General features: G+C 52.7%; 29 protein-coding genes, 2 pseudogenes and 1 CRISPR repeat array. Of the genes and pseudogenes, 16 read left to right on the top strand and 15 right to left on the bottom strand.

Translation table 11 applies throughout. The features are described 5' to 3' along the window. Positions 1-42: 42 nt before the first annotated feature. Positions 43-551: a CRISPR direct-repeat array (repeat unit 28 nt; unit sequence TTTCTAAGCCGCCTGTGCGGCGGCGGAC). A 131-nt stretch (positions 552-682) separates the two neighbouring features. From cas6f to NP590_RS20610, 8 genes are read right to left on the bottom strand one after another with little or no spacing between them, the layout of a single operon-like run. Next, the gene (gene cas6f / locus NP590_RS16730) at positions 683-1,321 is read right to left on the bottom strand and encodes a type I-F CRISPR-associated endoribonuclease Cas6/Csy4 (RefSeq protein WP_256603782.1); all 639 of its coding nucleotides are present in this window, start codon (positions 1,319-1,321) and stop codon (positions 683-685) included. Positions 1,322-1,329: 8 nt separating this feature from the next. Further along, positions 1,330-2,346: a type I-Fv CRISPR-associated protein Cas5fv gene (gene cas5fv / locus NP590_RS16725; protein WP_256603780.1), complete on the bottom strand. Its 1,017-nt coding sequence runs from the start codon at positions 2,344-2,346 to the stop codon at positions 1,330-1,332. Between the two features lie 8 nt (positions 2,347-2,354). Then, positions 2,355-3,335, bottom strand: coding sequence for a type I-Fv CRISPR-associated protein Cas7fv (gene cas7fv, locus NP590_RS16720; RefSeq protein WP_256603779.1), 981 nt, complete (start codon positions 3,333-3,335; stop codon positions 2,355-2,357). Between the two features lie 26 nt (positions 3,336-3,361). Next, complete coding sequence (locus NP590_RS16715; protein WP_256603778.1) at positions 3,362-3,757, bottom strand: type II toxin-antitoxin system VapC family toxin; 396 nt, start codon at positions 3,755-3,757, stop codon at positions 3,362-3,364. Further along, the gene (locus NP590_RS16710; RefSeq protein WP_256603777.1) at positions 3,757-3,987 is read right to left on the bottom strand and encodes a hypothetical protein; all 231 of its coding nucleotides are present in this window, start codon (positions 3,985-3,987) and stop codon (positions 3,757-3,759) included. The genes NP590_RS16715 and NP590_RS16710 overlap by 1 nt, the downstream gene beginning before the upstream one ends. A gap of 37 nt (positions 3,988-4,024) precedes the next feature. Then, positions 4,025-6,994 (bottom strand): CRISPR-associated endonuclease Cas3'', encoded by a 2,970-nt coding sequence (locus NP590_RS16705; protein WP_256603776.1) that lies wholly within the window; start codon positions 6,992-6,994, stop codon positions 4,025-4,027. 49 nt (positions 6,995-7,043) lie between these two features. Next, a complete protein-coding gene (locus NP590_RS16700; RefSeq protein WP_256603775.1) occupies positions 7,044-7,274 on the bottom strand; it encodes a hypothetical protein in 231 nt (76 codons plus the stop codon). Continuing rightward, positions 7,271-7,396, bottom strand: coding sequence for a hypothetical protein (locus NP590_RS20610; RefSeq protein WP_371927315.1), 126 nt, complete (start codon positions 7,394-7,396; stop codon positions 7,271-7,273). The genes NP590_RS16700 and NP590_RS20610 overlap by 4 nt, the downstream gene beginning before the upstream one ends. Positions 7,397-7,621: 225 nt before the next feature. On the opposite strand from NP590_RS20610, the gene NP590_RS16695 reads away from it, so the two are divergent. Together NP590_RS16695 and NP590_RS16690 are read left to right on the top strand one after the other, a co-directional pair. Next, positions 7,622-7,876 carry an AbrB/MazE/SpoVT family DNA-binding domain-containing protein gene (locus NP590_RS16695; protein WP_256603774.1) on the top strand — a complete coding sequence of 85 codons (255 nt, stop codon included), beginning with the start codon at positions 7,622-7,624 and terminating at the stop codon, positions 7,874-7,876. Beyond that, complete coding sequence (locus NP590_RS16690) at positions 7,863-8,285, top strand: type II toxin-antitoxin system VapC family toxin (protein WP_256603772.1); 423 nt, start codon at positions 7,863-7,865, stop codon at positions 8,283-8,285. Before NP590_RS16695 ends, NP590_RS16690 begins: the two co-directional genes overlap by 14 nt. Positions 8,286-8,300: 15 nt before the next feature. Here the strand turns inward: NP590_RS16690 and cas1f are convergent, their stop codons facing one another. The 5 genes from cas1f to trxB all read right to left on the bottom strand — a co-directional run bounded on the left by cas1f (position 8,301) and on the right by trxB (position 12,590). Beyond that, a complete protein-coding gene (gene cas1f / locus NP590_RS16685; RefSeq protein ID WP_256603771.1) occupies positions 8,301-9,260 on the bottom strand; it encodes a type I-F CRISPR-associated endonuclease Cas1f in 960 nt (319 codons plus the stop codon). 349 nt (positions 9,261-9,609) lie between these two features. Next, on the bottom strand, positions 9,610-10,176 hold the full coding sequence (efpL, locus tag NP590_RS16680) for an elongation factor P-like protein EfpL (RefSeq protein ID WP_256603770.1): 567 nt from the start codon (positions 10,174-10,176) through the stop codon (positions 9,610-9,612). A gap of 3 nt (positions 10,177-10,179) precedes the next feature. Then, the gene (locus NP590_RS16675) at positions 10,180-10,899 is read right to left on the bottom strand and encodes an arginyltransferase (RefSeq protein ID WP_256603769.1); all 720 of its coding nucleotides are present in this window, start codon (positions 10,897-10,899) and stop codon (positions 10,180-10,182) included. Then, positions 10,896-11,588, bottom strand: coding sequence for a leucyl/phenylalanyl-tRNA--protein transferase (gene aat / locus NP590_RS16670; RefSeq protein ID WP_256603768.1), 693 nt, complete (start codon positions 11,586-11,588; stop codon positions 10,896-10,898). The genes NP590_RS16675 and aat overlap by 4 nt, the downstream gene beginning before the upstream one ends. Before the next feature lie 45 nt (positions 11,589-11,633). Beyond that, the gene (trxB, locus tag NP590_RS16665) at positions 11,634-12,590 is read right to left on the bottom strand and encodes a thioredoxin-disulfide reductase (protein WP_256603767.1); all 957 of its coding nucleotides are present in this window, start codon (positions 12,588-12,590) and stop codon (positions 11,634-11,636) included. Between the two features lie 173 nt (positions 12,591-12,763). Here trxB and NP590_RS16655 point away from each other — a divergent pair, with 173 nt between their 5' ends. From NP590_RS16655 to NP590_RS16605, 11 genes are all read left to right on the top strand, one after another. Then, a complete protein-coding gene (locus NP590_RS16655) occupies positions 12,764-15,076 on the top strand; it encodes a DNA translocase FtsK (RefSeq protein WP_305888723.1) in 2,313 nt (770 codons plus the stop codon). A 6-nt stretch (positions 15,077-15,082) separates the two neighbouring features. Continuing rightward, positions 15,083-15,277 carry a hypothetical protein gene (locus tag NP590_RS16650; RefSeq protein WP_256603766.1) on the top strand — a complete coding sequence of 65 codons (195 nt, stop codon included), beginning with the start codon at positions 15,083-15,085 and terminating at the stop codon, positions 15,275-15,277. Positions 15,278-15,288: 11 nt separating this feature from the next. Then, the gene (locus NP590_RS16645) at positions 15,289-15,555 is read left to right on the top strand and encodes a SemiSWEET transporter (protein ID WP_256603765.1); all 267 of its coding nucleotides are present in this window, start codon (positions 15,289-15,291) and stop codon (positions 15,553-15,555) included. 13 nt (positions 15,556-15,568) lie between these two features. Next, a complete protein-coding gene (locus tag NP590_RS16640; protein ID WP_256603764.1) occupies positions 15,569-16,831 on the top strand; it encodes a cobyrinic acid a,c-diamide synthase CobB in 1,263 nt (420 codons plus the stop codon). After that, a complete protein-coding gene (gene cobO / locus NP590_RS16635; RefSeq protein WP_256603763.1) occupies positions 16,828-17,364 on the top strand; it encodes a cob(I)yrinic acid a,c-diamide adenosyltransferase in 537 nt (178 codons plus the stop codon). The genes NP590_RS16640 and cobO overlap by 4 nt, the downstream gene beginning before the upstream one ends. A gap of 65 nt (positions 17,365-17,429) precedes the next feature. Continuing rightward, positions 17,430-17,840, top strand: coding sequence for a ketosteroid isomerase-related protein (locus NP590_RS16630; protein ID WP_256603762.1), 411 nt, complete (start codon positions 17,430-17,432; stop codon positions 17,838-17,840). A 134-nt stretch (positions 17,841-17,974) separates the two neighbouring features. Beyond that, positions 17,975-18,337 (top strand): hypothetical protein, encoded by a 363-nt coding sequence (locus NP590_RS16625; RefSeq protein WP_256603760.1) that lies wholly within the window; start codon positions 17,975-17,977, stop codon positions 18,335-18,337. 365 nt (positions 18,338-18,702) lie between these two features. After that, the gene (locus NP590_RS16620; protein ID WP_256603758.1) at positions 18,703-19,032 is read left to right on the top strand and encodes a cold shock domain-containing protein; all 330 of its coding nucleotides are present in this window, start codon (positions 18,703-18,705) and stop codon (positions 19,030-19,032) included. Positions 19,033-19,083: 51 nt separating this feature from the next. Beyond that, the gene (locus NP590_RS16615; RefSeq protein WP_256603757.1) at positions 19,084-20,163 is read left to right on the top strand and encodes an AI-2E family transporter; all 1,080 of its coding nucleotides are present in this window, start codon (positions 19,084-19,086) and stop codon (positions 20,161-20,163) included. Next, a complete protein-coding gene (locus NP590_RS16610) occupies positions 20,160-20,936 on the top strand; it encodes a DUF3530 family protein (RefSeq protein ID WP_256603756.1) in 777 nt (258 codons plus the stop codon). Before NP590_RS16615 ends, NP590_RS16610 begins: the two co-directional genes overlap by 4 nt. Before the next feature lie 28 nt (positions 20,937-20,964). Then, entirely contained in the window at positions 20,965-21,201 is a 237-nt protein-coding gene (locus NP590_RS16605) for a TIGR02647 family protein (protein ID WP_256603755.1), read from the top strand. An 8-nt stretch (positions 21,202-21,209) separates the two neighbouring features. Here NP590_RS16605 and NP590_RS16600 read toward each other — a convergent pair whose 3' ends face one another. Continuing rightward, a complete protein-coding gene (locus NP590_RS16600; protein ID WP_256603754.1) occupies positions 21,210-21,611 on the bottom strand; it encodes a DUF6164 family protein in 402 nt (133 codons plus the stop codon). Between the two features lie 45 nt (positions 21,612-21,656). Between NP590_RS16600 and NP590_RS16595 the strand changes: the two genes are divergently transcribed. The 3 genes and pseudogenes from NP590_RS16595 to NP590_RS20680 all read left to right on the top strand — a co-directional run. After that, positions 21,657-23,363, top strand: a complete 1,707-nt coding sequence (locus NP590_RS16595) for a SpoIIE family protein phosphatase (RefSeq protein WP_256603753.1) — start codon at positions 21,657-21,659, stop codon at positions 23,361-23,363. A gap of 166 nt (positions 23,364-23,529) precedes the next feature. Beyond that, positions 23,530-24,010 (top strand): annotated as a pseudogene (locus NP590_RS20685) (ISNCY family transposase); the annotation flags it as partial. 5 nt (positions 24,011-24,015) lie between these two features. After that, a pseudogene (locus tag NP590_RS20680) lies at positions 24,016-24,264 on the top strand (ISNCY family transposase); the annotation flags it as partial. 214 nt (positions 24,265-24,478) lie between these two features. On the opposite strand, the gene NP590_RS16585 reads toward NP590_RS20680, so the two are convergent. Continuing rightward, positions 24,479-25,279, bottom strand: coding sequence for an arylamine N-acetyltransferase family protein (locus tag NP590_RS16585; protein WP_256603752.1), 801 nt, complete (start codon positions 25,277-25,279; stop codon positions 24,479-24,481). Positions 25,280-25,600 lie beyond the last annotated feature (321 nt).

Genomic DNA, 25,600 nt, shown 5'->3' with positions numbered 1-25,600 from the left:
GGCGGCGGACGGCAACAAATAGCTTCGCCATCAAAATATACCTTTCTAAGCCGCCTGTGCGGCGGCGGACGGACTCGGCCAAGTCCTCGGGAAATAAGGAGTTTTCTAAGCCGCCTGTGCGGCGGCGGACTGGGTTATTTTGCTGCATGCCTTGATAATAAATTTCTAAGCCGCCTGTGCGGCGGCGGACCGATGGATTGGCGGATATCGAATCCGGCATGCTTTCTAAGCCGCCTGTGCGGCGGCGGACTCGATCGCGGCCATTCAGCCGCCAAAGCGCTGTTTCTAAGCCGCCTGTGCGGCGGCGGACATAGCGGGCGGCAATGACAGCAGCGGTAGAACTTTCTAAGCCGCCTGTGCGGCGGCGGACCGGCTCACGTTAAATGATTGGTTATGCACTGATTTCTAAGCCGCCTGTGCGGCGGCGGACTCGGGTTGACCGACGGATTATGGTGCGTCACTTTTCTAAGCCGCCTGTGCGGCGGCGGACAGCCCTGGAAGAACTCAAACAACCCATCAAATTTTTCTAAGCCGCCTGTGCGGCGGCGGACTGATTATAAATAAACGGGAAGCCGGCTGCGACAAGGGCTGCGGCTGGATAAACCCATTTTTACCATCCGCAAAACCCTTGGTCGTAACCGGCTGATTTAGTTCGTATTGTTAAAGAGCAAAAAAAATTGGGTCAAAATTCGGGAACGGTGGCAACGCTGCTCAGGCCGTAGGCGCTGAAACTGCCGGCCACCGGCGCGGCGGCGGCAGTTTTGGCTATCCACAAACAAAAGGTCTGGCCGCCGCTCTTGCTTTGCAAGCGAATGAACGGCCAGGGCACGGAAGGCTTGAGCATGTCGCAATAGCGAAATGACAGCGGGTAAGCGGGATTCTCGCTCGCCGCCCGCAGTTCCACCGTCATGTTCAACGCGGTCGCCAAATCGACGCCGTGACGCTTGGCGTAGCGCCGGGCCAGCCGCTCGGGATTGGTCTTGGGCTGCACCCGCCGGTAAACCGCATACCCCAGCAGCTTGTCCGGCACTGGCCGGATGCCGGTGCAATGCACGTAGTCGCTCAGGCGCGCCAGACGTTGCGGGGCGTTAAAGCGTTCCAGTGTGGCTTGGTCGGCGGCGAACAGGCGGATTTTGTCGCCCAACACGCCATATTTGTCGCCCATTTTGTATTCCGGTAGCGATAAGCCAATTGGAACACGCTTGTTTTCGTCTTGATTTTCCACGAAGCCAAGATGGAGTTGTTCGAATACTCGGGACCAAAGTTTGAAAAGATTGAAATCAGGGGCAGGCAATAAAGTGAGCTCAATGTAGTGTTTCATAAGTCCCCTTAGATGCGAATATCTTCGACATAGGCCAAGCCTTTTTTGCCCAAGTAAAAACTGGAAACCCCTGCACAATCGATTTTTTCTTGCAGGTCTATGGCATCTGCTCTTGAAATATTGAGGTTGATTTCTAGGACACCACTCGCTTTGGTAAGTAGTTTGGTCACTTCGCCTTCGCCCTGGATGCGTTGTTTTAATAGATAAGGATTGCCAAAAATGATTTTTTTATGACCTGTGGTATACCGATCCATAAAATCTTTTTTGGTAAATCCCCGTTTTGAAATGCCACTTAAACCACCCGATTTTGTGACAACATTTCCCAAATCAAATGTTGCAGCCAGTTGTTCTAACTGAAGGTATAAGGCCGAGGTGTAAAAGGTAATGGGCGGCATTTGTCCTTTAGCGGTCAATTTATAATCCACATCTGGAAATTTGGTCTTCAGACGAGTTAAAACTGCTTGGCATTTTTCATCTAACTCAACCGGTTTTAAGCTGTTAATCTCTTCTAATTGACCAATCACCACGATAGGATCAAGTTCTACCTCGGTATCTGCGCCTATGTGTGGATTTAGGCAGAATTCCAACAGATCAGGAAAATCCAAAAATAATACGCCCCATAATTGACTGGAAAACTCGGAATTAAACGCGGCATCTTGGGCTTTAATCATTCCGGTAAATGAGTTTTGGTCATTACTGCCAGTTATATTGCGGATATAAACCAATTCCTGGGTATTTTCTGGTATGTCTTTAATACTGTCTTCCGTTAATATGCGTTCAATTTCCCTGAAATAATAATCGTCAGAACTTCTTGCTTGATACAGTTTGCGTTGCTCGCCGATTAATCGGTTTAGTATGCCCATGACGGTGTCTTTGCTGATTTGCCTGTCTTTGTAATTGCCGTCTTTTTTTAATTCCGTCATGGACGCAATAAATTTTCTGCCGCCCTGGGGAATCGGCTCATTATTCGAGCCGTCTAAAAATGAATTGCGCCATGAGGCTTCGTGGCGAATTTTGATAAACATAAATCACCTCAAACGCCTTCAAAATAAACGGCGTAATCGCTTTGCGGCGTAGGAGAGGTGTTACCAGCTTCGGCGCGTTTGATTCGCATCATTTTATGGCTGTCGTTGTAATCCACTTGTACTTCATCCACGTACATATAGCCTTTGGCTTGCCTGATACTCAATTCACTGATCATGCGTAGCGTTTCTTTTACCAAAATATCGATGGCTTCGTTGTCTAACAGAATGCCGCATTCGCCATCCTTAAAAATCGTGCCTCTGCGGACATAGTTTTTGTGAAAGGTGGCTTTGGGGTTACGGCTGGGGTCTATGCTTTTAATAAAGTCTTCAATGGCTTGGGCAACACGTTCGCCATCGCCTTCTTTAATGACCATGGCAGGGCGGTCAAATTTTTTATCCAGCGCGATAAATTGAAGCTGCTCGATGCTGATTGAGCCACAGCCGTAATACTTGGTTTCGCCAAAAGTGGTTTTGGAAAAGAATGAAGTGCTGGCAACGTCTTTACCCTTTTCATCGACGCCTTTTTCTTTGGTGCCAGAGCGCCCCATTTGCTCAAAATTGCCTTGTTTAAAAGTGTCAACAAAATCTTCTAACAACAAAGCACTAGTACGCTTGCATTGATCGCCTTGAGGGATCACATAGCCACGAACAAGCCCTGTCATGGAAGCAAGCAACTCGATGAGATTTTTGTTGTTAGCAAAGTGCAAATCAAACGCTTGATCTCTAAATAGGTGATGTGGGATACAATTTTGACTGATATACATGGGGTTTTTGTCAAAATCGATTTCTGATGGGTCTTTTTTGAGTTTGTAACCTTTTTCGCTTTCTTTGCCCGTCAAGTTGGTATATCCCCGGAGCTTGGGCATCGAATGGTTATCGATAATGCGCCCATCGCTTTGTAATGTCGTTGGCCCGTTCCAGTTAACCACGCCATAACCTAAGGCGGTAATTTTGAAATCTACGCTTCTAATGCCGGTAATTTTATTCATTGCTTTCTCCTTGAAATTAAATTGTGTCAGTTAAACCAATCTTCTAGCTGCAAGCCATCAATGCGCGAAAATTCTTTGGTATTGTGCGTTACCAAGGTGGCCTGATTAGCCAAGGCAATTCCAGCAATCATCATGTCCAGCGGGCCAATAGGGGTGCCCGCTTTTTCTAAACTGGCCCTGATTCGAGCGGTAATGGCGGCTTCATGTTCGGTAAACGGCAATACGCGCACGACCGTGAGTAATTCATTCAGTTGGTTGCTCCGTTTTTCGGGTGAACTTGATTTGGCAATGCCGACTTGCAGTTCATACAAAACCACCGCAGGCAAGGCGATTTCATGAGGCGGCAAGCTAAATAAACGGCTGGCAACCTTGCCTATGCCTTTAAAAAAATAAATCACGGTGTTGGTGTCGAGGGCAAACATCAAAAATCTTCCCTGGCAATATCTTGGCCTTCAGCCGCGCGTAATTCCTCCGCGAAGGGGGCATCTTGCCACGTCCCGGCTAACGCCTTAATGGACTTTGGCCAGCCGGTCGCCGTTTTTTCATCAATTATCCGGCGTAACCATTGCTGGGTAGAGAGCCCCGCTGTTTTGGCGGCGGCGTTAATTTTGGCTTCCGTGGTTTCGTCGATTTCTAGTAACAGTTGTTTCATGATGACCTCGGTATTTGTCGATAAATTTGGGTATAGCTTAATCCTCATTCGAGGTTAACTGCTTGATGGAAATTGCGCCGATAGGCTGTTTGTCGCATTCGGCATAATAAATTGCCCAGGGATGCCGACCTGTTTCTCTTCCAGCGTTGTCCAAGTCTTCCTTCGTGTAGCTTAGGTAAATTGGACTTTCCGGGTCTCTGGCTTCATTCAAAAGCATGAAATCCTTGAATGGCGCTTTTCCTCCCATGATTTGATGGTGCTTTTTAGCCATGTGCGCGAGCAAGCTTTTTTCGCTATTACCGTAGCCTTCAATCAGTTCTTTCTTGGCAGTGATGTTATCTATCTGCTCGTTATCGCTGATTGGCATTTGATAGGCGTAGCGATTTTCGAATTGGTATTGGTCAAGCCCACTCACAGAGCATACCGCCAATTGCACAAAACGATTATCGCCACGCAAGGAATTTTTGCTGATTTTGCCGCGTTTGTTAGCTGTCTCCTTTTTATTTTGGAACAAGCGGATAGGGTCAATGACTCTATCGCTAATTAAGCTAACGCTTTTTTGTATCGCTTTTAGCAAGTCGTTCTCGATTTCTTTTCTGGTGGTTTCATTGAAGTGAAACTCACGATAAAACTCATAAATTTGCGGCAGACGTAACGGCTTTTCTACCATCAATTTGGCTTCCAGAAATTCACGCCATGCCTTAGCTGAGGCGAAGCTGTTCATGCTCGATAAAAATTTACCGACACCGTTCGTCCCTTTGAATTGGGTGGGTATAGCAATTAGATAACGGTTGACGGCGGCGTTTTCGCCAAAGCGGTCTAAACGCCCCAACCGTTGCAAACAATCTTCGGCGCTGCAAATATCGCTAATCATTTCGTCACAAGTAATATTGAGCGATGCTTGCACAATCGGCCCGCTACGCAGGACATCGTAGGACTTGGTGCCGCCTTTTTTGAAGGAATCGTAAACTGCCTCGAACCACTTTTGCTTGTCGCTCTTGATAAATTTGGAGTGGTATAACACCGCATTTTCTCGGTCCTGATCATTTTCATGCTTCAGATTAAAAATAAAGCCTTTTTGCGCTTTTAGTGCGGTGTTACTAATGACAAAGGTATTGCCTGAGCGCGGCTTATAAAATGGATTGTTATCGTCGATTTTGGCTTCGTCATACGTTACAAAGTCAATTTGATATTGGCTAGTGTTGAACGATTCCATGGGTTTTACATCGTGACGACTATCGAATGGTCCAAGAGGGGCTTCGCCAAATAAATTATCAATAAAGCAATAATGCGGAGTAGCGGAAACCAATAGGGTATTTGCACTGCTGCCTTTTAAACGTTTGCCGTGTACCAATTCGGCAAAAAACAAATTAAAGGCAGGCATGTTGATATATTCGTGGTATTCGTCAAATACGACGTGGGCATCCAGGAAGCTGATTAAACTATCCGCTTTGGTGTGGGTAATAATGTTATTTAGCACTTGATCCATTGTGGTAATAACAATATCTCCTCTAAAATAACTATTATCCGAAGTTTGCTGTCCCCATTTCTTTGTGTATTTATATTCGCCGGTGAAGATTTCGATATTGGCTTCGGGCAAATAGTGCTCCAAAATTAACTCGTCAAATAAGCCTTGGCAAATTTGTACCCGCGGACACACCCAAATTATTTTTTGGGCATTTTTTAATTTCGCCCATTCCAAGGCAATTTTGGTTTTGCCGCAGCCCGCAGGGCCGGCTAAAACCGCAATATCCCGGCACTGCGTTAATTCTTCTGCAATTTCACTTTGCTTGGTACTACGGTCGCCGTTAAAACTGGGGTGTTTCAAACATTGCTCGATATGACTGCTAAGTGTGCTATTGGGCAACAAACATTGGTCTATCAAAAAATCAAAGGATTGTTTTTTAATGCATTCTTCCATGAGCTCATTAGCAGGAAGTGAGGAAATCAGCCTATCGGCTGTAATGACGCAGGCACGAAAGATGTTATTTAAGGCATTAAAAGCAATATCGCTTTGGTAATCTCTCAATTTGGTTTTATTCTCATAGTACTTAAAAACGGGCAACGGTGTGCCATTTTTGAGATTTTGCACTTTATCTTCATCAACTGTTTTCTGGTAACTCTCAGATAAACCGGCTTTTTTATCGAAAGCAGCTTTTTCCTCAAGCTTTAGCACTCTCGATAAAGTATCTATTACACTTGCAATAACCTGAGCAAAATCAAGCGACGGATTATTGCCGATAAATTTAGAGTAAATATCCCAATAAGTGACAAAGCCTTTATCCTTGTCTTTACGAAACGGCTTGGCATGATGCCAATAGATCGTGTGACGAATAGTCCTCTTGATATCTGGGTCTAGCGTATTTAATGTGGTATTACCAAGTAGTTCATACAACAAAACCGAAATCTCGTTATGTCTTGGATATTTATCAAAGCTGAATTTGGCAACATCAATATGTTGCCCATCTTCGGGAATGTATTCCTTACGCTTAGGGTCTCGCACCCAGCGTTGAAATTGTGGGTCTATCTTGCCAATATCATGCAAACACCCGGCAATAAAAACGGCTTTGCTATGGCCGGATTGTTCTGGAAATAATGTTTGATGTATTCGCATCGCTAAATAACCAACGGCAAACAAATGTTCCGCTAGTGGCTGCAAGTGAGTGTTGGCGTATAAAACATTTGCCAGAGGCTTGTCTGTTGCAATATCCATGATTAACTCTTTACTCGTTGTGTTTACAGGAACAATTCCAGAATGATTAAACTGACTGCGATTACCGACTATCCACACCAACTCACTCCGACTCCTGGACCTGAGCCAATGGCAGGCGACGGCGGTGTTTTTAGTGGCGGTTTTGCGCAGCAGGGTTTTGACCGCGATCAGGCCTTCTTCGGTAATCACCGTTTGCCAGGTGTTGTCGCCGATGCGGTTGGCGAAGGCGTCGAGGACGCGGCGGGTGCGGGCCAGGGCTTTTTTCTGGCACTGGCTAACGAAGGTGACCATCATTGATGGTTACCCGAATATAATTTTTTTGTTATTGGCTGTGGCATAGATATTAAAACTTCTCCCTTAAAATATTTTGTCCTTCATCTGCGCGTAACTCCTCTGCAAAAGCTATGTCTTGCCATGTCCCGGGTAACGCCATTATTGAGTCTGGCCAAGTTGAGACGGTCTTTTCATCAATGATTTGTTTTAGCCATTGCTGGATAGAAAGTCCTGCGCTTTTCGCCGCAGCGTTTATTTTGGCTTCAGTGATTTCATCTATTTCTAATATCAGTTGTTTCATAAGGCCTCAATAGCTGTTGTTCTAGGGGGAGTAGTGAAAACAGTCTGCCAAGTATTGTCGCCGATGCGGTTGGCGAAGGCGTCGAGGACGCGGCGGGTGCGGGCCAGGGCTTTTTCTGGCATTGGCTGACGAAGGTGACCATCATAAGGTTGCCTCTCCATTTTTTGTTATAGCTTGTGCCTGGGGACTCAAGTCTGTCATCACGACTCGTCTGATTCGCTGAACCGTCATTGAAACCCAGCGGTTGCTTTGCTCGCCTTTGTGTCTAAGCAATTTTTTTCCCATCGATTGACCCCCGAATATTAGCCGTATTACTATTAAAACATCGTAATACACCGAGATTTCCCATGCATAAAATCACCAGTAAACGCCAAGTCACGCTGCCGCAAGCGGTGTGCAACGCCATTGCCTTGCAGCCCGGCGATTATGTCGAAGTGTTTGCCCGCGACGGTGTGGCGCATATCGTTAAAATGAAATCCGATAGCTTGGCCGGTCGGTTTGCCGATTTGACCGAAGGCAAGGCGTTTCCAACCGACGAGGAAATCGACAAGGCTTTAAGGATGCGCGCCGCGAAAAAACTGCTTGCCGATGATCGCGATTGATACCAACGTTCTGTTGCGCTATTTGTTGCAACCGCTCGACGCCCGAAATCCGCAATGGCAAGTGCAGCGGGCAGTCGCGCTGATCGATGCCGCCGACAAGGTGTTTGTCTCGGCCATTGTGATCGCCGAAATCGAATGGGTGTTGGAAAGCGTGTTTCAATGCAGCCGCCAGGAAATTCATGCCGTCATCCGCGAATTGTCCTGTAACACTCGCTTTCAATTCGAAGATTGGTCGGTTTTAAGCTGCGCTTTGCTGGATTACCTGGAATATCCGGCGGTCGATTTGTCGGATTGCTTGATTGCCAGAACCGCGCAAAAGGCCGGAGCAATGACGCTTTACACCTTCGAAAGCGACAAAAAACTGGGTGCGTTGCCGATGGTGACCAGTCTGCGTTCGGAACCATCATAGGTTTATCCCCTCACCCTAGCCCTCTCCCTGAGGGAGAGGGGATTGAATAGCTTGTTGCTTTACCTGCTCAAACATGAAATCCAGCGCTTTGTGCTCGGTGAATTTTTGCAGGATTTGTTGGCGGAACTCCTGCTCGGTCATTTTTTCCTTGGCGCAGACAAAGGCCCAGGGCAGGACGATGGCGTCTTTGACCAGGTCGGCGACGTCGAACACCAGCGCGCCGCGCCGGGTTTTGCCGTGCATCACCGCGAAGCCGTGCGGGATGCCCAGCACCCACAAGGTGGTTGCGGCCAGGCCGTAAGCCAGGTAGTTGCCATGGTTCAAAAAACCATTGGCGAGATCGCTGGCGTCGTGGTCACGGCTGAAATCGACATGCTGGGTGGCTTTGGCGGCATAGCGGTAGAGTTGTTTGGTCAACAGGGCTTCGCGTTGCAGCAGGTCGCCGGTTTTGCCGGCTTGCTCGATTTGCGTGGCGTAACCGTCCAGCGCGGCGGCCATGGCGCTGTCGTCGGCGAAGATGTTTTCGGCTTGCAGGTCGCGGTCCTTGCTCCAGACCTTACGGATGTAGTCGACGCGGGCTTGTTGAAAGGTTTTGGCGACGGCCAAGCGCCGATCGTCGTCGAACCAGAACTTCAGCCAGCCTTGCACGTACTCGGTGGGGCGGTATTCGCTTTGCGGGGTCAGCCATTCGATTTCGCAGCCGCTAAACAAGGGCGTACCTCCGCCGCCGCAAAAGCCGACCAGCACGCCGGCGCTGGCCAGCATGCGCATCGCCGCCTGGGTGATCGAGGTGCCGGTGCCGAGCAGGATCACCGTGGTATTGGCAATCGGGATGTTCCAGTAGTAGTTTTCGTCCTTGGCTTCGGTCAGATACAGCACGCGGCCGTCTTTTTGCATGACCCGGCATTTTTCCAGGTAGTAAATGTTGGCCCGCTTTGAGTGCAGGATGGCTTTCAAATCGGTTAATTGATCCATTGTTTGGCTCACGATTTTCAGTTGACGGCTTTTGGGGGGATTCCGTTCCCTTAGGTTTGCTATCCCGCTGTAAATGGCTTTCCCTCGCTGAACTGGCGCCCACCGGAAGGCCGATCAGTCCCTTCTATCGCCGGGAGAATTGGGATGAGGGTAAATAACAAGGCAATGCGTTGATTTTCATGCCCTCACCCGACCCTCCCGGAGGGAGGGTTCTGTTATGGCTTTTACGACAGCCGCCGAAGGGGACTGAATGCGGAAGATATTTTGAGCGGCTTCCTTAACGGCATTGCCTCCATTGCGTAGGGAGTTATAGCTGGGCCGCCGATTGGGTGGGCGATTGGTCTATCGCTCAGGCCCGCGAGGAAAACTCGCCGGTTTCGGTGTTGACCTTGATCATCTCGCCGGATTCTATGTATTCCGGTACCTGTACTTCCAGGCCGGTACTGAGTTTGGCGGTTTTGGTGCGTTTGGTGGCGCTGGAGCCTTTCATGGACGGTGGGGTTTCGACGATTTGCAACGTGATGGTGGTGGGCAACTGGATGCCGAGCGGGGCGTCGTCCATCAGCAGCATGATAATGCCTTCCAGGCCGTCGCTTAAATATTCGGTTTGACCTTCCAGGTCTTCGGCGGACAGCGCGTATTGCTCGTAGGTTTCGCTGTTCATGAAATGGTAGGTGTCGCCGTCCTGGTAGGAAAATTGCACGTTGCAGCGCGAGCAATCGGCGGCCTTCAGCATGTCGTCGCTCTTGAAGGTTTCGTCCAGTTTTTGCCGGGTTTTCATGTGGGTGAAGCGGACTTTATACAAGGTGGTGGCGCCGCGCGAAGTCGGGTTGCGCACGTCGATTTTTTTGACCACATAGGGTTCGCCGTTGATTTCGATGGCGGTTCCTTGCTTGAGTTCGTTGGCTTTGGGCACTGCTTATTCCTCTCGGGGCTGTTGAAAGTGGATGTCTTGCCACTGGCCGGCCGTCAAGCCTTGCAGGGGCTGGTATTGGTTTTTGTAACGCATTTTACGGCAATCCGCTATCCAGAAACCCAGATAAACGAATTCCAGTTCCCGCCGCTTGGCCTCCTCGATTTGCCATAACACCGCAAACACGCCGGGGCTGTAGGCGTCGAAATCCGGATCGAAAAAGGTGTAGACCGCCGACAGCGCATGGTCCAACGCGTCGACCACGGCGACGGCCGCCAGCCGGCCTTCGATCAGGAATTCGACGAACCAGGTTTCGCACCAGTGGCTGGTCAAAAAATGCAGGTAGTCTTCGCGGCTGATGGCGGCATCCGGGGGGTTCTGGTGACGGGCCCTCTGATAGCGGCGGTATAAATCAAAATGCCGTTCGTTGAATTCGGCGGTTTTAATAATAACCTGGGTATGTTGATTGCGGCGGGCGCAACGGCGTTGACCGCGGTTGGCCCTAAAGGCGGCGACCGGGACGCGGGTAGGTACGCAGGCCTTGCAATGTTGGCAATGGGGCCGGTAGACCTGATCGCCGCTACGGCGGAAACCTTGTTCGATCAAGCGGGAATAAAACGCGGTATCCAGGGGGAAATCGGGCTGAACCACCGCCGATCGAGCCAGTTTGCCTTCCAGATAGCTGCAATCGTGTTCGGCGCTGAGCCAAAGGGGGATGGAAATCATGGTCGCCACGCCGTCGGCTCGGGTTGCGAGGGGCAAAGCCGTTCGAGCAGTTTGGCGAAGGCGTGGCGGGGAATTTCCTCGGCCCCCAGGCTGAATAAATGCTCGCTGCTGACTTGGCAGTCGATCAATTGATAACCCCAAAGTGTCAATTGTTGAACCAGGTGGGCAAAGGCGGCCTTGGAGGCGTCGGTTTTGCGCTGAAACATGGATTCGCCGAAAAACACCCGGCCCATGCCTATGCCGTATAGGCCGCCGACCAATTGTCTATCCTGCCAGGCTTCCACGCTATGGGCATAACCCAGTCGGTGCAGTTGCAAATAGGCTTGCTTCATGTCCTGGGTAATCCAGGTGCCGCTTTGCTTCGGACGGGGGGCGGCGCAGGCGGCGACCACCTGTTCGAAGGCGCTGTCGTAACGTATCTCGAACACCTGTTGGCGCAAGGTTTTTCGCAGGCTGCGCGAGACCTTGAGCCGCTCCGGAAACAATACCAGCCTGGGGTCGGGAGACCACCAGAGGATGGGTTCGCCGGGATTGAACCAGGGGAAAATGCCGTGCCGGTAGGCGTTGAGGATACGTTGCGGTGCCAAGCAGCCGCCCACGGCAATCAAGCCGTTGGGTTCGTCCAATGCCTTGTCGAGCGTGGGGAACGCTTGATGGGGGTTCAGAGCGTCGAGAACGGTGAGCCGCATTGCGGAGAAGGCGGGAAACGGCGGCGGGCCGTTTCCGCCAAACCTTTAGCCGGTCAGTTCGTCCAGAAACTTTTCCGCGTCCAGCGCGGCCATGCAGCCGGCGCCGGCCGAGGTGATGGCTTGTTTGTAGACCGAATCCATCACGTCGCCGGCGGCGAATACGCCGGGTACGCTGGTGGCGGTGGCGTTGCCCTGAATACCGCTGTTGACGACGATATAGCCGTGCTGCATCTCCAGCTGGCCGGTAAAAATATCGGTATTAGGCGTGTGGCCTATGGCAATGAAGACGCCGTGTACGTCGATATCCTTGGTCGAGCCGTCCTGGCTGTTTTTGATGCGGATGCCGGTCACGCCCATGTCGTCGCCCAGCACTTCGTCCAGTTGGTGGTTCCATTCGATGCGCACATTGCCGGATTTGGATTTTTCCAGCAGTTTGTCGGACAAAATTTTCTCCGAGCGGAATTTATCGCGCCGGTGCACGACGATCACTTCGGAAGCAATATTGGCCAGATACAGCGCTTCTTCAACCGCGGTATTGCCGCCGCCGATCACGGCCACCGGTTTATTGCGATAGAAAAAGCCGTCGCAGGTGGCGCAGGCGGATACGCCGCGACCCTTGAAATCTTCCTCGGATGGCAGGCCCAGGTATTTGGCCGAAGCGCCGGTGGCGACGATCAGCGCATCGCAGGTGTAGGCGCCGCTGTCGCCGGTTAAAGTAAAAGGCCGCTTGGACAGGTCGGCGGTATGAATGTGGTCGAAAATCACCTCGGTATTGAAGCGCTCGGCATGCCGCAGCATTCTGTCCATTAATTCAGGGCCTTGCACGCCTTCGACGTCGCCGGGCCAGTTGTCGACTTCGGTGGTGGTGGTCAGCTGTCCGCCTTGTTGCATACCGGTAATCATCACCGGATTCAGATTGGCGCGCGCCGCGTAAACGGCGGCGGTGTAACCGGCCGGGCCGGAACCTAGAATTAACAGTTTGCAATGTTTTGCGGCGGCCATCGAGGCAGTCTCCAGAAGTCGGGTTGAGGTGGGAAAATTATACGGGCAATTGACGGGCGATAAAACCGTAAAGGCGACGATGTTTGGGCTTTCAAGCGCGTCAGCTAATGTGAAATCTGTTTTTATCATCTATAATCCTGTTTTATTGGGCTTTATTTTGCGGGCATTTAGTCATGGTAGCTGTTGTGGAAGAGAGAACTTCGAGAGGTTTTCGAGAAATTGCATTACTGGGTTTTTCCTGCTGCGGACTGTTTTTGTTGATCGCCTTGTTGACCTTCGATTCCAACGACCCGGGCTGGAGCCATAGCTCGTCGTTTCAGGAACTCAACAACGCCTGCGGTTTATTGGGTGCCTGGTTGGCCAATTTCGTGCTCTATTTTTTCGGCTTGATGGCTTACCTGATTCCGCTGATGGTGTTGGGTTGCGGATATATGCTGTATGCCGCCGACGGCATGCCGGCTAATCGTTGGTTGTTGTTGTCCCGTAGCGGCGGCTTCATGATTACCATGATTTCCGGTTCGGCCATTTTCTTTTTGCATCTGCATTTTTTAAGAACCAAGGTGGATTTGCCGGAAAGTCCCGGTGGTATCCTGGGCCGGGAAATCGGTGAAGTGTTGGTGCATTTGTTGGGTAATTCCGGTTCCACGCTGTTGTTGCTGGCGGGATTCATGACAGGCGTGACCCTGCTGACCGGTCTGTCCTGGTTGAGTGCCATGAACTGGGTGGGTAAATTCGCCCTGGGTACCGTCACCGTGGTGGGGCGGCGGGCCATTGCGGCGCCGGCGCGTTATCGGGCGGATAAGCCGCAGAGGCAGGCCGTGCCGCTTAACAAAAAGTCTCGTCCGTCCAAGCCGGAAACAGTCGAGGAAGATGAGGCCGCGAAAAAACCCAAATTGCAAATTCTAAAGCTGGCGCCGGAGGCAAAAGCGGAAAAGCCCGCCACGATTAAGCCGCAGCGTAAAAAGGACGGCAAAATCGAGGATTTCGGTCCGGATATTTATCTGAACGCTTTACCGCCCTTGACCTTGCTGGATAAGCGCGAGGTCAAGGTCAAGCGTTATTCCAAACTGGAGCTGGAGGAAATTTCCCGTCAGGTTGAAGAGGTGTTGCAGGATTACGGTATCTCCGCCGAAGTGGAGGCAGTGCTGCCCGGGCCGGTAATTACCCGTTTCGAGTTGCGCTTGGCGGCCGGCGTCAAAGTCAGCCGCATCAGCACCTTGGCCAAGGACTTGGCGCGCGGCTTGTCGGTGACCAGCGTGCGCATCGTCGAAGTGATAGAAGGCAAGTCGGTCATCGGCCTGGAAATTCCCAATCAGGAACGCGAAATGGTTTCGTTGCGCGATTTGCTGGTGTCCGACGAATTCGAACGTTCCAAATCCAAACTCAGCATTGCCATGGGCAAGGATATATCCGGTACGCCGGTGGTGGCCGATCTGGGCAAGATGCCGCATGCGCTGGTGGCCGGTACCACCGGTTCCGGTAAGTCGGTGGCCATCAACACCATGATTTTGAGCCTGTTGTACAAAGCCAAGCCGGATGATGTGCGGCTGATCATGATAGACCCGAAAATGCTGGAGCTGTCGGTTTACGAAGGTATTCCGCATCTGTTGACGCCGGTCGTCACCGACATGAAAGATGCTCAGAATGCCCTGCGCTGGGCAGTGGCGGAAATGGAGCGCCGCTATAAGTTGATGTCCAAGGTCGGCGTGCGCAATCTGGCCGGTTACAACCATGCGGTGCGCGAGGCCGAAGCCGCCGGCAAGCCTATCCGCGATCCCTTGTTCCGCCCCGAAACGCCGGTGGCGCTGGAAGATTATCCCATGCTGATGACCTTGCCCAGCATCGTCATTGTGATCGACGAACTGGCCGACATGATGATGGTGGTGGGCAAAAAGGTCGAGGAATTGATTGCCCGTCTGGCGCAAAAAGCCCGGGCGGCCGGCATCCATCTGGTGCTGGCGACCCAGCGGCCGTCGGTGGATGTGTTGACCGGCCTGATCAAGGCCAACGTGCCGACCCGGATTTCCTTTCAAGTTTCCTCGCGCATCGACTCCCGCACCATTATCGATCAGGGCGGCGCGGAAGCCTTATTGGGTAACGGCGATATGTTGTTTCTGCCCTCGGGCACCAGCATCCCGTTGCGCGCCCACGGCGCCTTCGTCGACGACCATGAAGTGCATAGAGTGGTGGAGTTTTTGAAGAAAACCGGCCCCACCAATTATCTTGATGAAATTACCCAGGAGCGCACCGATAGCGGGGACGTGGCCGGGGCCGATGGCGAAGACAGCGAGAGCGATGCCTTGTACGACGAGGCCGTGGCTTTTGTGACCGACTCCCGCAAAGCCTCGATTTCCAGCGTGCAACGGCGTTTTAAAATCGGTTATAACCGCGCCGCCCGCATCATTGAAGACATGGAAAATGCCGGCGTGGTCAGTCCGGCCGAAACCAACGGTTCCCGCGAGGTGTTGGCGCCACCGCCGCGTTGACGGTTTATGAGCGTGGCGATTATTGCGCTATTGCTGGTGATGCTGATTTCCACGCTTTGCGGTTGGTGGATGATCAGACGCAAGACTCAGGACACGCCGGTGAAAATCATGATGTTCATCGGTTATTTCTGGTTGCTGACTTTTCTGCAATTGTTTTTGTTGGCCGCTTACTATTTTATCGGTCAGCGATTTTCCCCTTGATCACCCCCCCCATGAACATGATTCCCGATCTGATCGGATACCTGGCGGCCACGCTGACCACGCTGTCGTTTTTGCCGCAAGCCATTCTGACCCTGAAAACCCGCGATACCGATTCCCTGTCGCTGGGTATGTACAGCCTGTTTACCAGCGGGGTGTTGTTGTGGTTGATATATGGCATTTATTTGTCCAACCCGGCCATCATTGCCGCCAATGCAGTGACGTTTTTGCTGGCGGCTTTAATATTGGGTTTTAAAATCCGAAATTCACTGCGCAAATAGCCGTCACGGAACCATGAAAATCGCTTTGCTGGCCGGTACGCATTCCGGCTGCGGTAAAACCACCGTAACGCTGGCTTTACTGCAATATTTGACCAAGCAAGCGCTCGGGCCGCGCGCATTCAAGGTCGGACCGGATTTTCTCGATCCACTCTGGCATGCGGCCGTCACCGGCTCGCCTTCCTATAATCTCGACACCCAGATGGTGGGCATAAGCGAATCCCGCCGCCTGCTGAGCCGTTTGACCGGCGCCGCGCGCTACGGCCTGATTGAAGGCGTGATGGGTATGTTCGACGGCCGCTCCGGTGTCGGCTTGGCCGGTTCCAGCGTCGATTTGGCCGCGCAACTCGAAGCGCCGGTCATTTTGGTGGTCGATGCTCGCGGCATGGCCGGTACCATTGTGCCGCTGGTCAGCGGATTTCGCGATTTTGCCCGCCGGCGCGGGGTGGAAATCGCCGGTATTGTCGCCAACCGGGTCGGTAGCGAGTTTCATGCCCGCCTGCTGTCCGACTGTTTGGCGGACCACGCATTGCCGCCCGTGCTGGCTTGGCTGAATATGGAGGCGCCGGGTCTGGAGGAAAGGCATTTGGGCCTGACGGTTCCCGATCCGACCCAAATACCCGATTTTCAAGCGGCCTTGCATGTCGAGCATGCCGCCTTATTGGCGGCGTTTGCCGAGTTTACGCCCACGGAGCTTAGCGAAAGTCAGGCTGGGCCGCTGCAAGGAAAAACCATCGCCGTGGCCAGGGACGCAGCCTGTTGTTTCATTTATCCCGGTAATGTCGATTGTTTGCTGGAGCATGGCGCGCGGCTGGCTTGGTTTTCGCCGCTGGCCGGCGAGCCGGTGCCGGACTCCGATGCTTTATGGCTGCCGGGCGGTTATCCGGAACTGCATGCCCGGCAACTGTCAACTTCCGCCAGTCTGGCATCGATAAAAGCCTTCATCGAATCCGGCAAACCGGTGTTGGCGGAATGCGGCGGCGGCATGCTGCTGGGCGAGGCCTTGATAGACAGCCAGGGCGAGCGCTGGCCGATGGCCAATGTGTTGCCGTTCGATTCCTGCATGCAAGGCAAGTTGGCGGCCCTGGGTTATCGCGAGGAAGCTTCGGGCATGCGCGGGCACGAGTTTCATTATTCGGTTCGGGAATGCCGGCGGCGGCTGGCACCGGCCTTTGACTGCGACGGCGATCGGGGCGCGCGCTATAAAAATTTACGCGCATCCTACAATCACTGGTATTTTTCCAGTGCCGATCAGGCGATTACAGAGTGGTTGACATGAAAACGAGAGAGAGAAGACAAGGCGTGGTGTTGGTGCATACCGGCGAGGGCAAGGGCAAATCCTCCAGCGCCTTCGGCATGGTGTTTCGCGCCGCCGGCTGGGGTATGAAGGTCTGCGTGATCCAGTTCATCAAGGGCCAATGGCAAACCGGCGAGCAAAAAGCCGCCGAGCGTTTCGATAATATCGAATGGCATGCCTTGGGCGACGGCTTTACCTGGGATACCAAAAATCCCGAGCAGGACATTAAAACCAGCCGGGAAATCTGGGAGTTCGGCAAACAAAAGATTTTGTCCGGAGAATTCGATCTGGTGCTGCTGGACGAAATCAATTATTGCTGCGGTTACGGTTGGATCGGCGGCCGGGAAATCGCCGACTTCATACAAAACGAAAAACCGGCTTGGCTGCATTTGGTGTTGACCGGCCGCAACGCGGCGGCGGAAGTGATAGAGGCGGCGCATACGGTCACCGAAATGACCCGGGTCAAGCATGCCTTCGAATCCGGCATCAAGGCCGAGCAGGGTGTTGAATTTTAAGCTGAAATATTTTGCCGATTCTGGCAGAATTGCCGCCTTTTTTAATCATTCCGGTGAACGCAAGCATGCAACAACAAGCGAAACAACTTATTGAAAATTACTATCAGGCTTTCAATAACAACGATATGGAAACTTTCCTGAGTTTGCTGACCGACGACGTGGTGCATGACATCAACCAGGGCGATCGCGAACAAGGCAAGGCGGCCTTCGCCAAATTCATGGATAAAATGAATCACCATTACCGCGAGCAGTTGGTCGACATGGTCATCATGGCCAACGAAGACGGTAGCCGGGCCGCGGCGGAATTCGTGGTGCTGGGCGAATATTTGAATACCGACGAAGGTTTGCCGGAAGCCAACGGCCAGAAATACCGCCTGCCGGCCGGAGCGTTTTTCGATATCCGGGACGGCAAAGTGGCGCGCATCACCAATTATTACAATCTGGGCGACTGGATTGCCCAGGTAGACCCGCAATAAGCCATTCGCGGAATCTAGGGTGATTCCGGTACTTTCCGGAATCATCAATTGCCGGCATGGGTGACATGGCTTAGAATCGGAATCGGCAACTATTCGGCATTGCCAAACATAACTATAACGAGAGGAGAGTTAGCATGGGCGAATCACAAAAGTTGATGCTCGCGGTTGCGGGCGTGTTTGCGGCGGGATTTATCATGGTTGGCGTCAACAAGGAGCAGTCCAACGAGGAAAAAGAGGCTGCGGCGCAAATTCGTACCTTGGTCGCCATGCAGGAAATGGCCAATACCAAATGTCCCAAACTGATCCAGAACAAGACCGGAACCCAGGTCTATTTTCCCTCCAAGACAGACACGGACAAGGAAACCTACGTCACCTTGGAATGGGTTGGCGAACAGGGGGATAACTTCAAAACGGCTTCATGCACCCTGCATCAGCAACTGGGTGGCGTGTCTAAACTGGTCATTGACGGCCAAGTACTGATAGACAAGAAATTCTAAATCAATCCGGCGTTTCCGCGCAGGCGGTAACGCCTTGTTTCCGAGGCTGTCAGCCTTGCGATCAAGGCGTTGCCGTATCCTCTAATCAGCCCTCTCCCTGTTGATGCCGCCCCGCTTTGTTCTTGGGCTAGGCCGCAATGCGCGCATCCCGCGATAACATCGGTCCCCCATCAATCCGGAATGTCATGAGTTTGTCGAGGTCTGCTATGATGCCGGCGACGCCAAGGAGATGCTTGTCATTCAAGCTAACGCGCGGTTGGCCGCGGTAATTGGAATGATTTTAAGGCCGACCAGGGGGCGCGGAACCGCGGCGGATCGACAAGGATAGTTTTGCGACAATAATAAGTAAGACAGAGGTAAAGACAATGGCGGAGACACTTGAAAGGGGTATTTTAAAAACCTGGAAGGATGACAGAGGTTTCGGCTTTATCCAGCCGGACAATGGCGACAAGGATATTTTCGTGCACATTTCGGCCTTGAAAGGCATGGCGCGGCGGCCGGTACGCGGCGACATATTGTTTTATCAGGTCGATCACGATGCGGGCGGCAAATTCAAGGCCGTCAATGCCCGTATTGAGGGCGTCGAAACGCTAGCCGCGGCGGGAAAAATCAGCAAAAAATGGCTGTGGTTGCTTGCGGCCGCCTTGGGCTTGGTGAGCGCGGCCGTGGCCGCCTACGCCTATTTTTCGGCTTAAGCGGTTTTATGCGGCCGCAAACCCATCGGTTTTTCGGAGCAATTTAATCTAATGAATGATTCGCGCAAATGGCTGGCGTTGTTCTTCGTGGCGGGTCTGGGCTGGCTGGTGTACTTGCTGGCTCCGATATTGATGCCGTTTGCGGTGGCGGCGACTCTGGCTTATCTGGGCGATCCCTTGGTGGATAGGCTGGAAACCCTACGCTACAAGAACTTCCGCTTGAATCGCACGCTGTCGGTGGTAACGGTTTTTTTCGGCATCAGCATAGGCGCCACCGCCATTTTATTGGTTATTATTCCGACCATCGAATACCAGATCGGCGAGTTCATCGATAAACTGCCGTCATATCTGCAATGGTTGAACAAGTCCGTCATTCCGAGCTTGCAAAAATATTTGGGTAAGGGGATTAGGCCGATAAAAACCGATCAGTTGATCGGCATGGTGCGCGGCTATTGGCAGGACGGCTCGGCGGTCACGGAAAACTTGCTGCAATCGGTTTCGCATTCGGGCGCGCTGATATTGGGTTGGTTGATGAATCTGGTGTTGATTCCTGTCATCACGTTTTACCTGTTACGGGATTGGGATGACTTGGTGGTCAGGGTGCATGATTTGTTTCCCAGGCGCATGGCGGGCACGGTCGGCAGATTGGCCGCCGAGGCGGACACGGTTTTGGGGGCTTTTCTGCGCGGCCAGTTTTATGTGATGTTGGCCCTGGGTCTGATTTACAGTATCGGTCTGTTGCTGATCGGCCTGGACTTGGCCTTGCCCATAGGCATGACTGCCGGCCTGATCAGTTTCGTGCCTTACATGGGTGCGGTCGTGGGCATCGGCATGGCCTGCATTGCGGCGATGCTGCAATTTCAGGATGGCATGTATCTGGTGTCGGTACTGATCGTGTTTGCGATCGGGCATAGCCTTGAAAGCATGCTGTTGACGCCCTGGCTGGTAGGCAACAAGATTGGCCTGCATCCGGTGGCGGTGATTTTCGCGGTACTGGCCGGCGGGCAGTTGTTCGGTTTCCTGGGCGTGTTGCTGGCTTTGCCGGCGGCTTCGGTCGTCATGGTATTGCTGCGGCATATCCATGAACGCTATACCTTTAGCGGCTTTTACAGCAACGGTTCCAATTTGTGAAGTTTTTGCCGGCCGCTTGCTTGCTAATGTCTCTTTGGGCGGGAACCCCGCAAGCCGGCGGCTCGCAACGCGAACTGGATTACGCCGATTACCTGCGGCAAACCGTCGTCATGGGGCAGGGGATTTGGCTGGGCGAGGGCGGGCAGTCTTTTTTCGCGCTATTGACCGAAGCGGAAAAATCCGACCATGGCCGGGCCGTGCTGTTGCTGCACGACATGGGCGAACATCCGGATCAACAACCCGTCATGCATGGCTTGCGCGTCGTGTTGCCGCAACACAATTGGACGACCCTGTCGATACAGTTGCCGGTGCGGGAAGCGGGTGCCGGCCGCGCGGATTACTACGGCCTGTTCGACGAGGCCCACGGACGCATTCAGACGGCCGTCGGCTATTTGCGCAAGATAGGCGCCAAGGATATTGCCGTGGTCGGCCATGGCATGGGCGCGGCCATGGCCGCCTATTCTCTCAGTCTCGATCCCAATGGCCTGGCCGCCTTGGCGCTTGTGAGTCTGGCCGTGCCGGACAGCTCATTGCCGCAAGCGCAAACAGGCCAATTCATTAAAAACATAGCGCTGCCGATTCTGGATTTGTACGCCGAATTCGATTTGTCCGAGGTGGTCGATACCGCCCGCCGTCGGCGCATGCTGGGCAAAGACAATCCGGTTTACAGGCAAGTCAGGATTAACGGCGAAAACCACGCTTTTGCACAGGATCCCAATTTGCTGATCAAAAGGATATACAGCTGGTTGGCGCTAAGCCTCGGGCCCAATTAAATTACTAAACACCATCAGGAGCAACGCAATGCGCATAAACGACGACACAGTCGCGGAAATTCATTTGTTATCATTATTTAATTTGGCCAGTCATCAGGAAGGGGTAAAAGTCCACCACGATGCCGAAGCACATTTGATAGGCGCGGCCAAACGCCTGTGCGAAAAGGGCCTGACGACACAGCCCGACGGCGGTTATCTGACCGACCTGGGGATAGAAGTCGCCGAAAATGTACAAAGGATGTTGACTATTTTAAACGCCAACTGAGCGCTCTATCATGGGCTTAGGCCGATTACCCATTGGCTGGATAAATAGATCACCAGCAGCGAGGCAACACAGAGGGCAATAAATCGAAGCGGATGTTGCAGGTTGTGGCGGAAAAAACCCGCTTGCCGACCCTGCCGCAGCCGTTCCCGGTACAAGGCGCGTTGCTGTTCGGCGCGCTGTTGTTGATAGGCATCGAACAATTGGCGGGCAAAGGCTAAATCGTCCGGCCTTTGCAGCCAGATAGCCGCCAGCGAAATACCTAACAGGCCGGCCGAGGTTTCGTAAAATGCGATGTCGTTGGCCGAAAGCAGCTCGCGTACCTCGTCGGCCTCATCGGCTGGTACGCCCCTTAAATTGAAAAACAGTATGGACATGGACAACATGAGCAAGAAATTGACGGGTTCGCCCATTATAAAATGCCTGCCTCTTCCAGCGGCGTTTTAATCCTTCTTTAAATGAGCGCCATGCACCCAAGCACGCCAACGCCCGCGCAGCCGGAAATGATTCTGTTGATTTCCGATGAAATGACGCAAGACCAAGGCTTGTTGCAATTGCTGCTAGACGCCGGTTATTGCGTTCATGCGGTCGCTTCGGCCTGCGAAGCCGTGGATTTCATCGGAACGGAAACCGGGGTTGGCCTATTGTTGGTCGCCACCCAGGCTTGTTTAAGCGCCGATATCGAACGTTTCAGGCAGATTGTGGATGACTATTTGCCGGTGATCGTTATCAGCCGGATCATTGATGACGAGTTGATGGACCGCTACCAGGATGCCGATATCGATAGTTATATGGTCCGGCCGGTCAATTTCCGCTTGATGCAAACCAAAATCAAATCCGCTTTCAGGATGCGTCGGCTGTATCAACACGAGTTCAATCTGCGCAAGCAATTGATCAGCTATTATCAGAACGTGGAGATTGAGCAGGAACTGGCGGCCAAAATCTACAACACCGTGTTTCAGGGTAATTTGCTGCGCACCGAGGCCGTTAATGCCGTGATGTCGCCGCTGGCCCTGTTTAACGGCGATGTGTTGCTGGTGGAAAAAACCCCGGATAATCAGCTGTATCTGTTTTTGGGCGATTTCACCGGCCACGGCCTGTCCGCGTCGGTGGCGGCTATGCCCGTGGCGGATATTTTTTACGGCATGGCCCGCAAGGGCTTTGCCCTGCCGGATATCCTCCGGGAAATCAATTCAAAGCTCTACGGCATATTGCCCACCAACATGTTTTTGGCGGCGACGGCGGTCGGGTTTTATCCGGATTCCCAAACCCTGAGTTTGATTACCTGCGGCCTGCCGGAACACTTTATCGTCAATGTGCGGGATGGCTGGCATACCACGGTCAAGGCCAATAACATTCCGTTGGGAATTACCGAACAAATCGATCTGGAGCTGAAAAATTTCAGCGTGGATAAACACCATCGTTTGTTTCTTATGACCGATGGCGTATTTGAAGCCGAGAATCCTTTGGGCGAAGCCTTTGGCGGCGAGCGGGTTCTCGACGCCATCAAACAAAATCCGAACGATGGAATTGCCGCCCTGCGGGCGTCATTGCATCGGCATACCCGGGGCTTGAATCAGAAGGACGACATTTCCCTGGTCGAATTGGTGTGCGATGTCGATAAAATTCCCCGAGAAAGCAGCAAGGAGAAACAAAGCGAGCATCAGCCGGCGGCCTTGCATTGGAAGAGTTCGATGGAGTTCGGTATTGACGCCCTGCGTATCGTCAATCCGGTGCCGGTATTGGTGAATTCATTGATGGAAATTCAAGGTTTAAAGCGGCACCGTCAGGCGATTTTTTTGATTATCAGCGAACTGTTTGCCAATGCCCTGGATCATGGCGTGTTGAAGCTGGATTCCAATATCAAATCCACCTCGGACGGCTTTATGCGTTTTTACCAGATGAAGGAAGATAGGTTGGCCAACTGGGGACAGGGCGGGATAAGGTTGTCGGTGAGCCACAGACCCACGCCGGAGGGCGGGCAGTTGACCATCAAGGTCATGGACAGCGGGGATGGATTCGATTGGAAAATGCGCCATCAAACCCTGGATTGTAACGAAGGCTTTTGCGGACGCGGACTCAAACTGGTGGAAACGCTGTGTTCGAGCCTGACTTATCGGGGTAAGGGCAATCGGGTCACAGCAGTATTCAACTGGAAAAAATAAGATAACTAGTGTCTGACCGTAAAACAATAAAATCGATATTAATCAATATGATATAGTTGTTTCGCGACACGAGGATATGTTGCGCCGACATGGGTTTCCCCCAATATTCGGCCAAAATCGGCCTGTAACTGCCTAAAAAGCCAAAACCTTCGTTCGCCGAAAGCGCATGCGCACCGTCATTCAGCCACAACTCCAATTCGGCGAAACTCAGATTACCGACATTGTCATTGATCCCAAATCACGCGATGACAATCCCCAACTGTTGCGTGGACTGCAATACATTTATACCGAGGAGGGGTTGCGTCGGCGGGTATTTGCCCTACTGGAAGAAGTGATGCCCGCAAGAGCCGACGGCAAAGGCAAGGCCAGCCGCCAAACCGGGCGGCCCGGCATGGAGCAATGGAAGATCCTGGTGTTGGGCGTATTGCGCTTAGGCCTCAATGCCGATTACGACCGGATTCAAGAGTTGGCCCACCAACACAAGACCACCCGGCACTTCTGCCCTTTAGGGTAGATGCTTGGGGCATAGCGACTGGCTGGACGAACAGGCGTACGAGGTGCAGACGATTCGGGACAACGTCGCCTTGTTTACGCCCGAGCTATCGGACCGCATCAACCGGGAAGTGGTGAACGCCGGGCACCCACTGTCAAACAGCGCCTGGAACACGTGATATTGCCGAAAAAAGGCCGATTATCCGAAGCCGGCAAAGCCCGCGAATCCGCCCCGGAATTTGTCTGCCCGCGCCGTCAACACTCAGCCGTCGAATCGGCGATTAATGCACTGGGTGTACATGGCCTTGACAAATGCCCCGATCATGGCCTTAACGGCTTCAAACGCTACGTGGCACTGGCCGTTGTTGCCCGCAACATTCTGCGCCTGGGGGCCGTCTTGCGCGAACAAGCGCAACCGGAAGCCGATCGACGACGAGGCCCGTACAAAAGCCCGAAGCACAGGAAGGGCGCATCCAAAATTCGCCCTGAAGGACTGATTGGTATCGTTGCGTACAACGCAATAAGAAAAAATGCCGGCCTACGCCGAAAAACGGCTAGCGCTATGCTGAGTAAGTCGGCAGGATTTTGAAAAAAGCGAGTTTCCTGTCAAGCACAACATACATTCACGCCAAATTCAAACGTTTGGCGATGCCGCTTACTTCGGCGTCTGTAACCGTTATGCCGAAATCGTTGCGAACCAGGCCGCTCAATTCCTCGGCGGTTTCGACGGTACGGCTGGTTTGCACGCCGGCGCGGAATTCGGAGAAGTTGCTGTTGAACAGCTGGATTCGGCCGAATTCGGTATTGCGGCATAACAGCAGGTTTTGCGATAGCAGCGATTGCTCCCAGGTGGCGCACACCAGATTGGCGGCATCCAGGTCGCAACGCCGCACGGCGGCCCGGTCGAAGCTGTAGAGGGCGAACCAGTCGTCGTCCTGCTTGCGCTCCAATACGGTTTCGCCGCTATGCGCCTCCTGGCGCAGGCGGAAGATGTCGTGCCCCTGTTGCTGGGGTTCTGCATGCAGACGCAGGGGGTGAAAGTGGCTGGGGCCGCCGAAGCCGACATCCATCAACCAGGATTCGCCTTCCGCTTCGACGATGTAGGCCAAATGCAGCCGAGGACCGCCCTCGCTATTGCCCATTCGGACCCTGGCCATAATGGATTGATAGTCAAAGCCGAGTTCATCCAATGCCAACCCCAGCAGGCCGTTCAATTCGAAACAATATCCGCCGCGTCCGTTGGCCAGGATTTTGTCGACCAGGGCCGGGGTTTCCAGATTAGGCAATACGCCCAGCAGAGGGTTGATGTTTTCAAAGGCAATGGCGTCCAGTTGCGCCTGTTGTAATTGCGCCAGACCGGCGGCGGTCGATTCGGGCCTGGCGATGCCGATGCGGGCTAAATAATCGTTTATGCTGAATGTCATGTTACCAATGGATGCTGAGCTGAATTGAAAGGCGTGTGTATATTTTTTGCGCGGTCATTATGTCGAATTCGGGCCGAGCCGCAAGTTTTTAGCGGCGGGAGTCGTTTATTGGGCAAGTGTGTTAAGGAACAATCAGCTTAGGATTCCGATCTCGCCAGCCTAAGAAAGCAGCGTTAACAAGGCGCGATTGCTTGCCGGACAGGACGTCGTGAATACGTCCGTGTATGTTCGAAGGCGGCATCCTTACCGCCAACGCCTGTCCGACAAGCAACAGCACCCTGTTACGTTCAGAGTAACGTTCATGAAGGCCGGGCGATCGCC

Origin of the sequence: Methylomonas subterranea, assembly GCF_024505185.1 — a bacterium.
In the GTDB taxonomy this organism is placed as follows: Bacteria; Pseudomonadota; Gammaproteobacteria; order Methylococcales; family Methylomonadaceae; genus Methylomonas; species Methylomonas subterranea.
The sequence above is the reverse complement of the archived record's forward strand: the minus strand, read 5'-3'. Positions and strand labels throughout refer to the sequence as shown.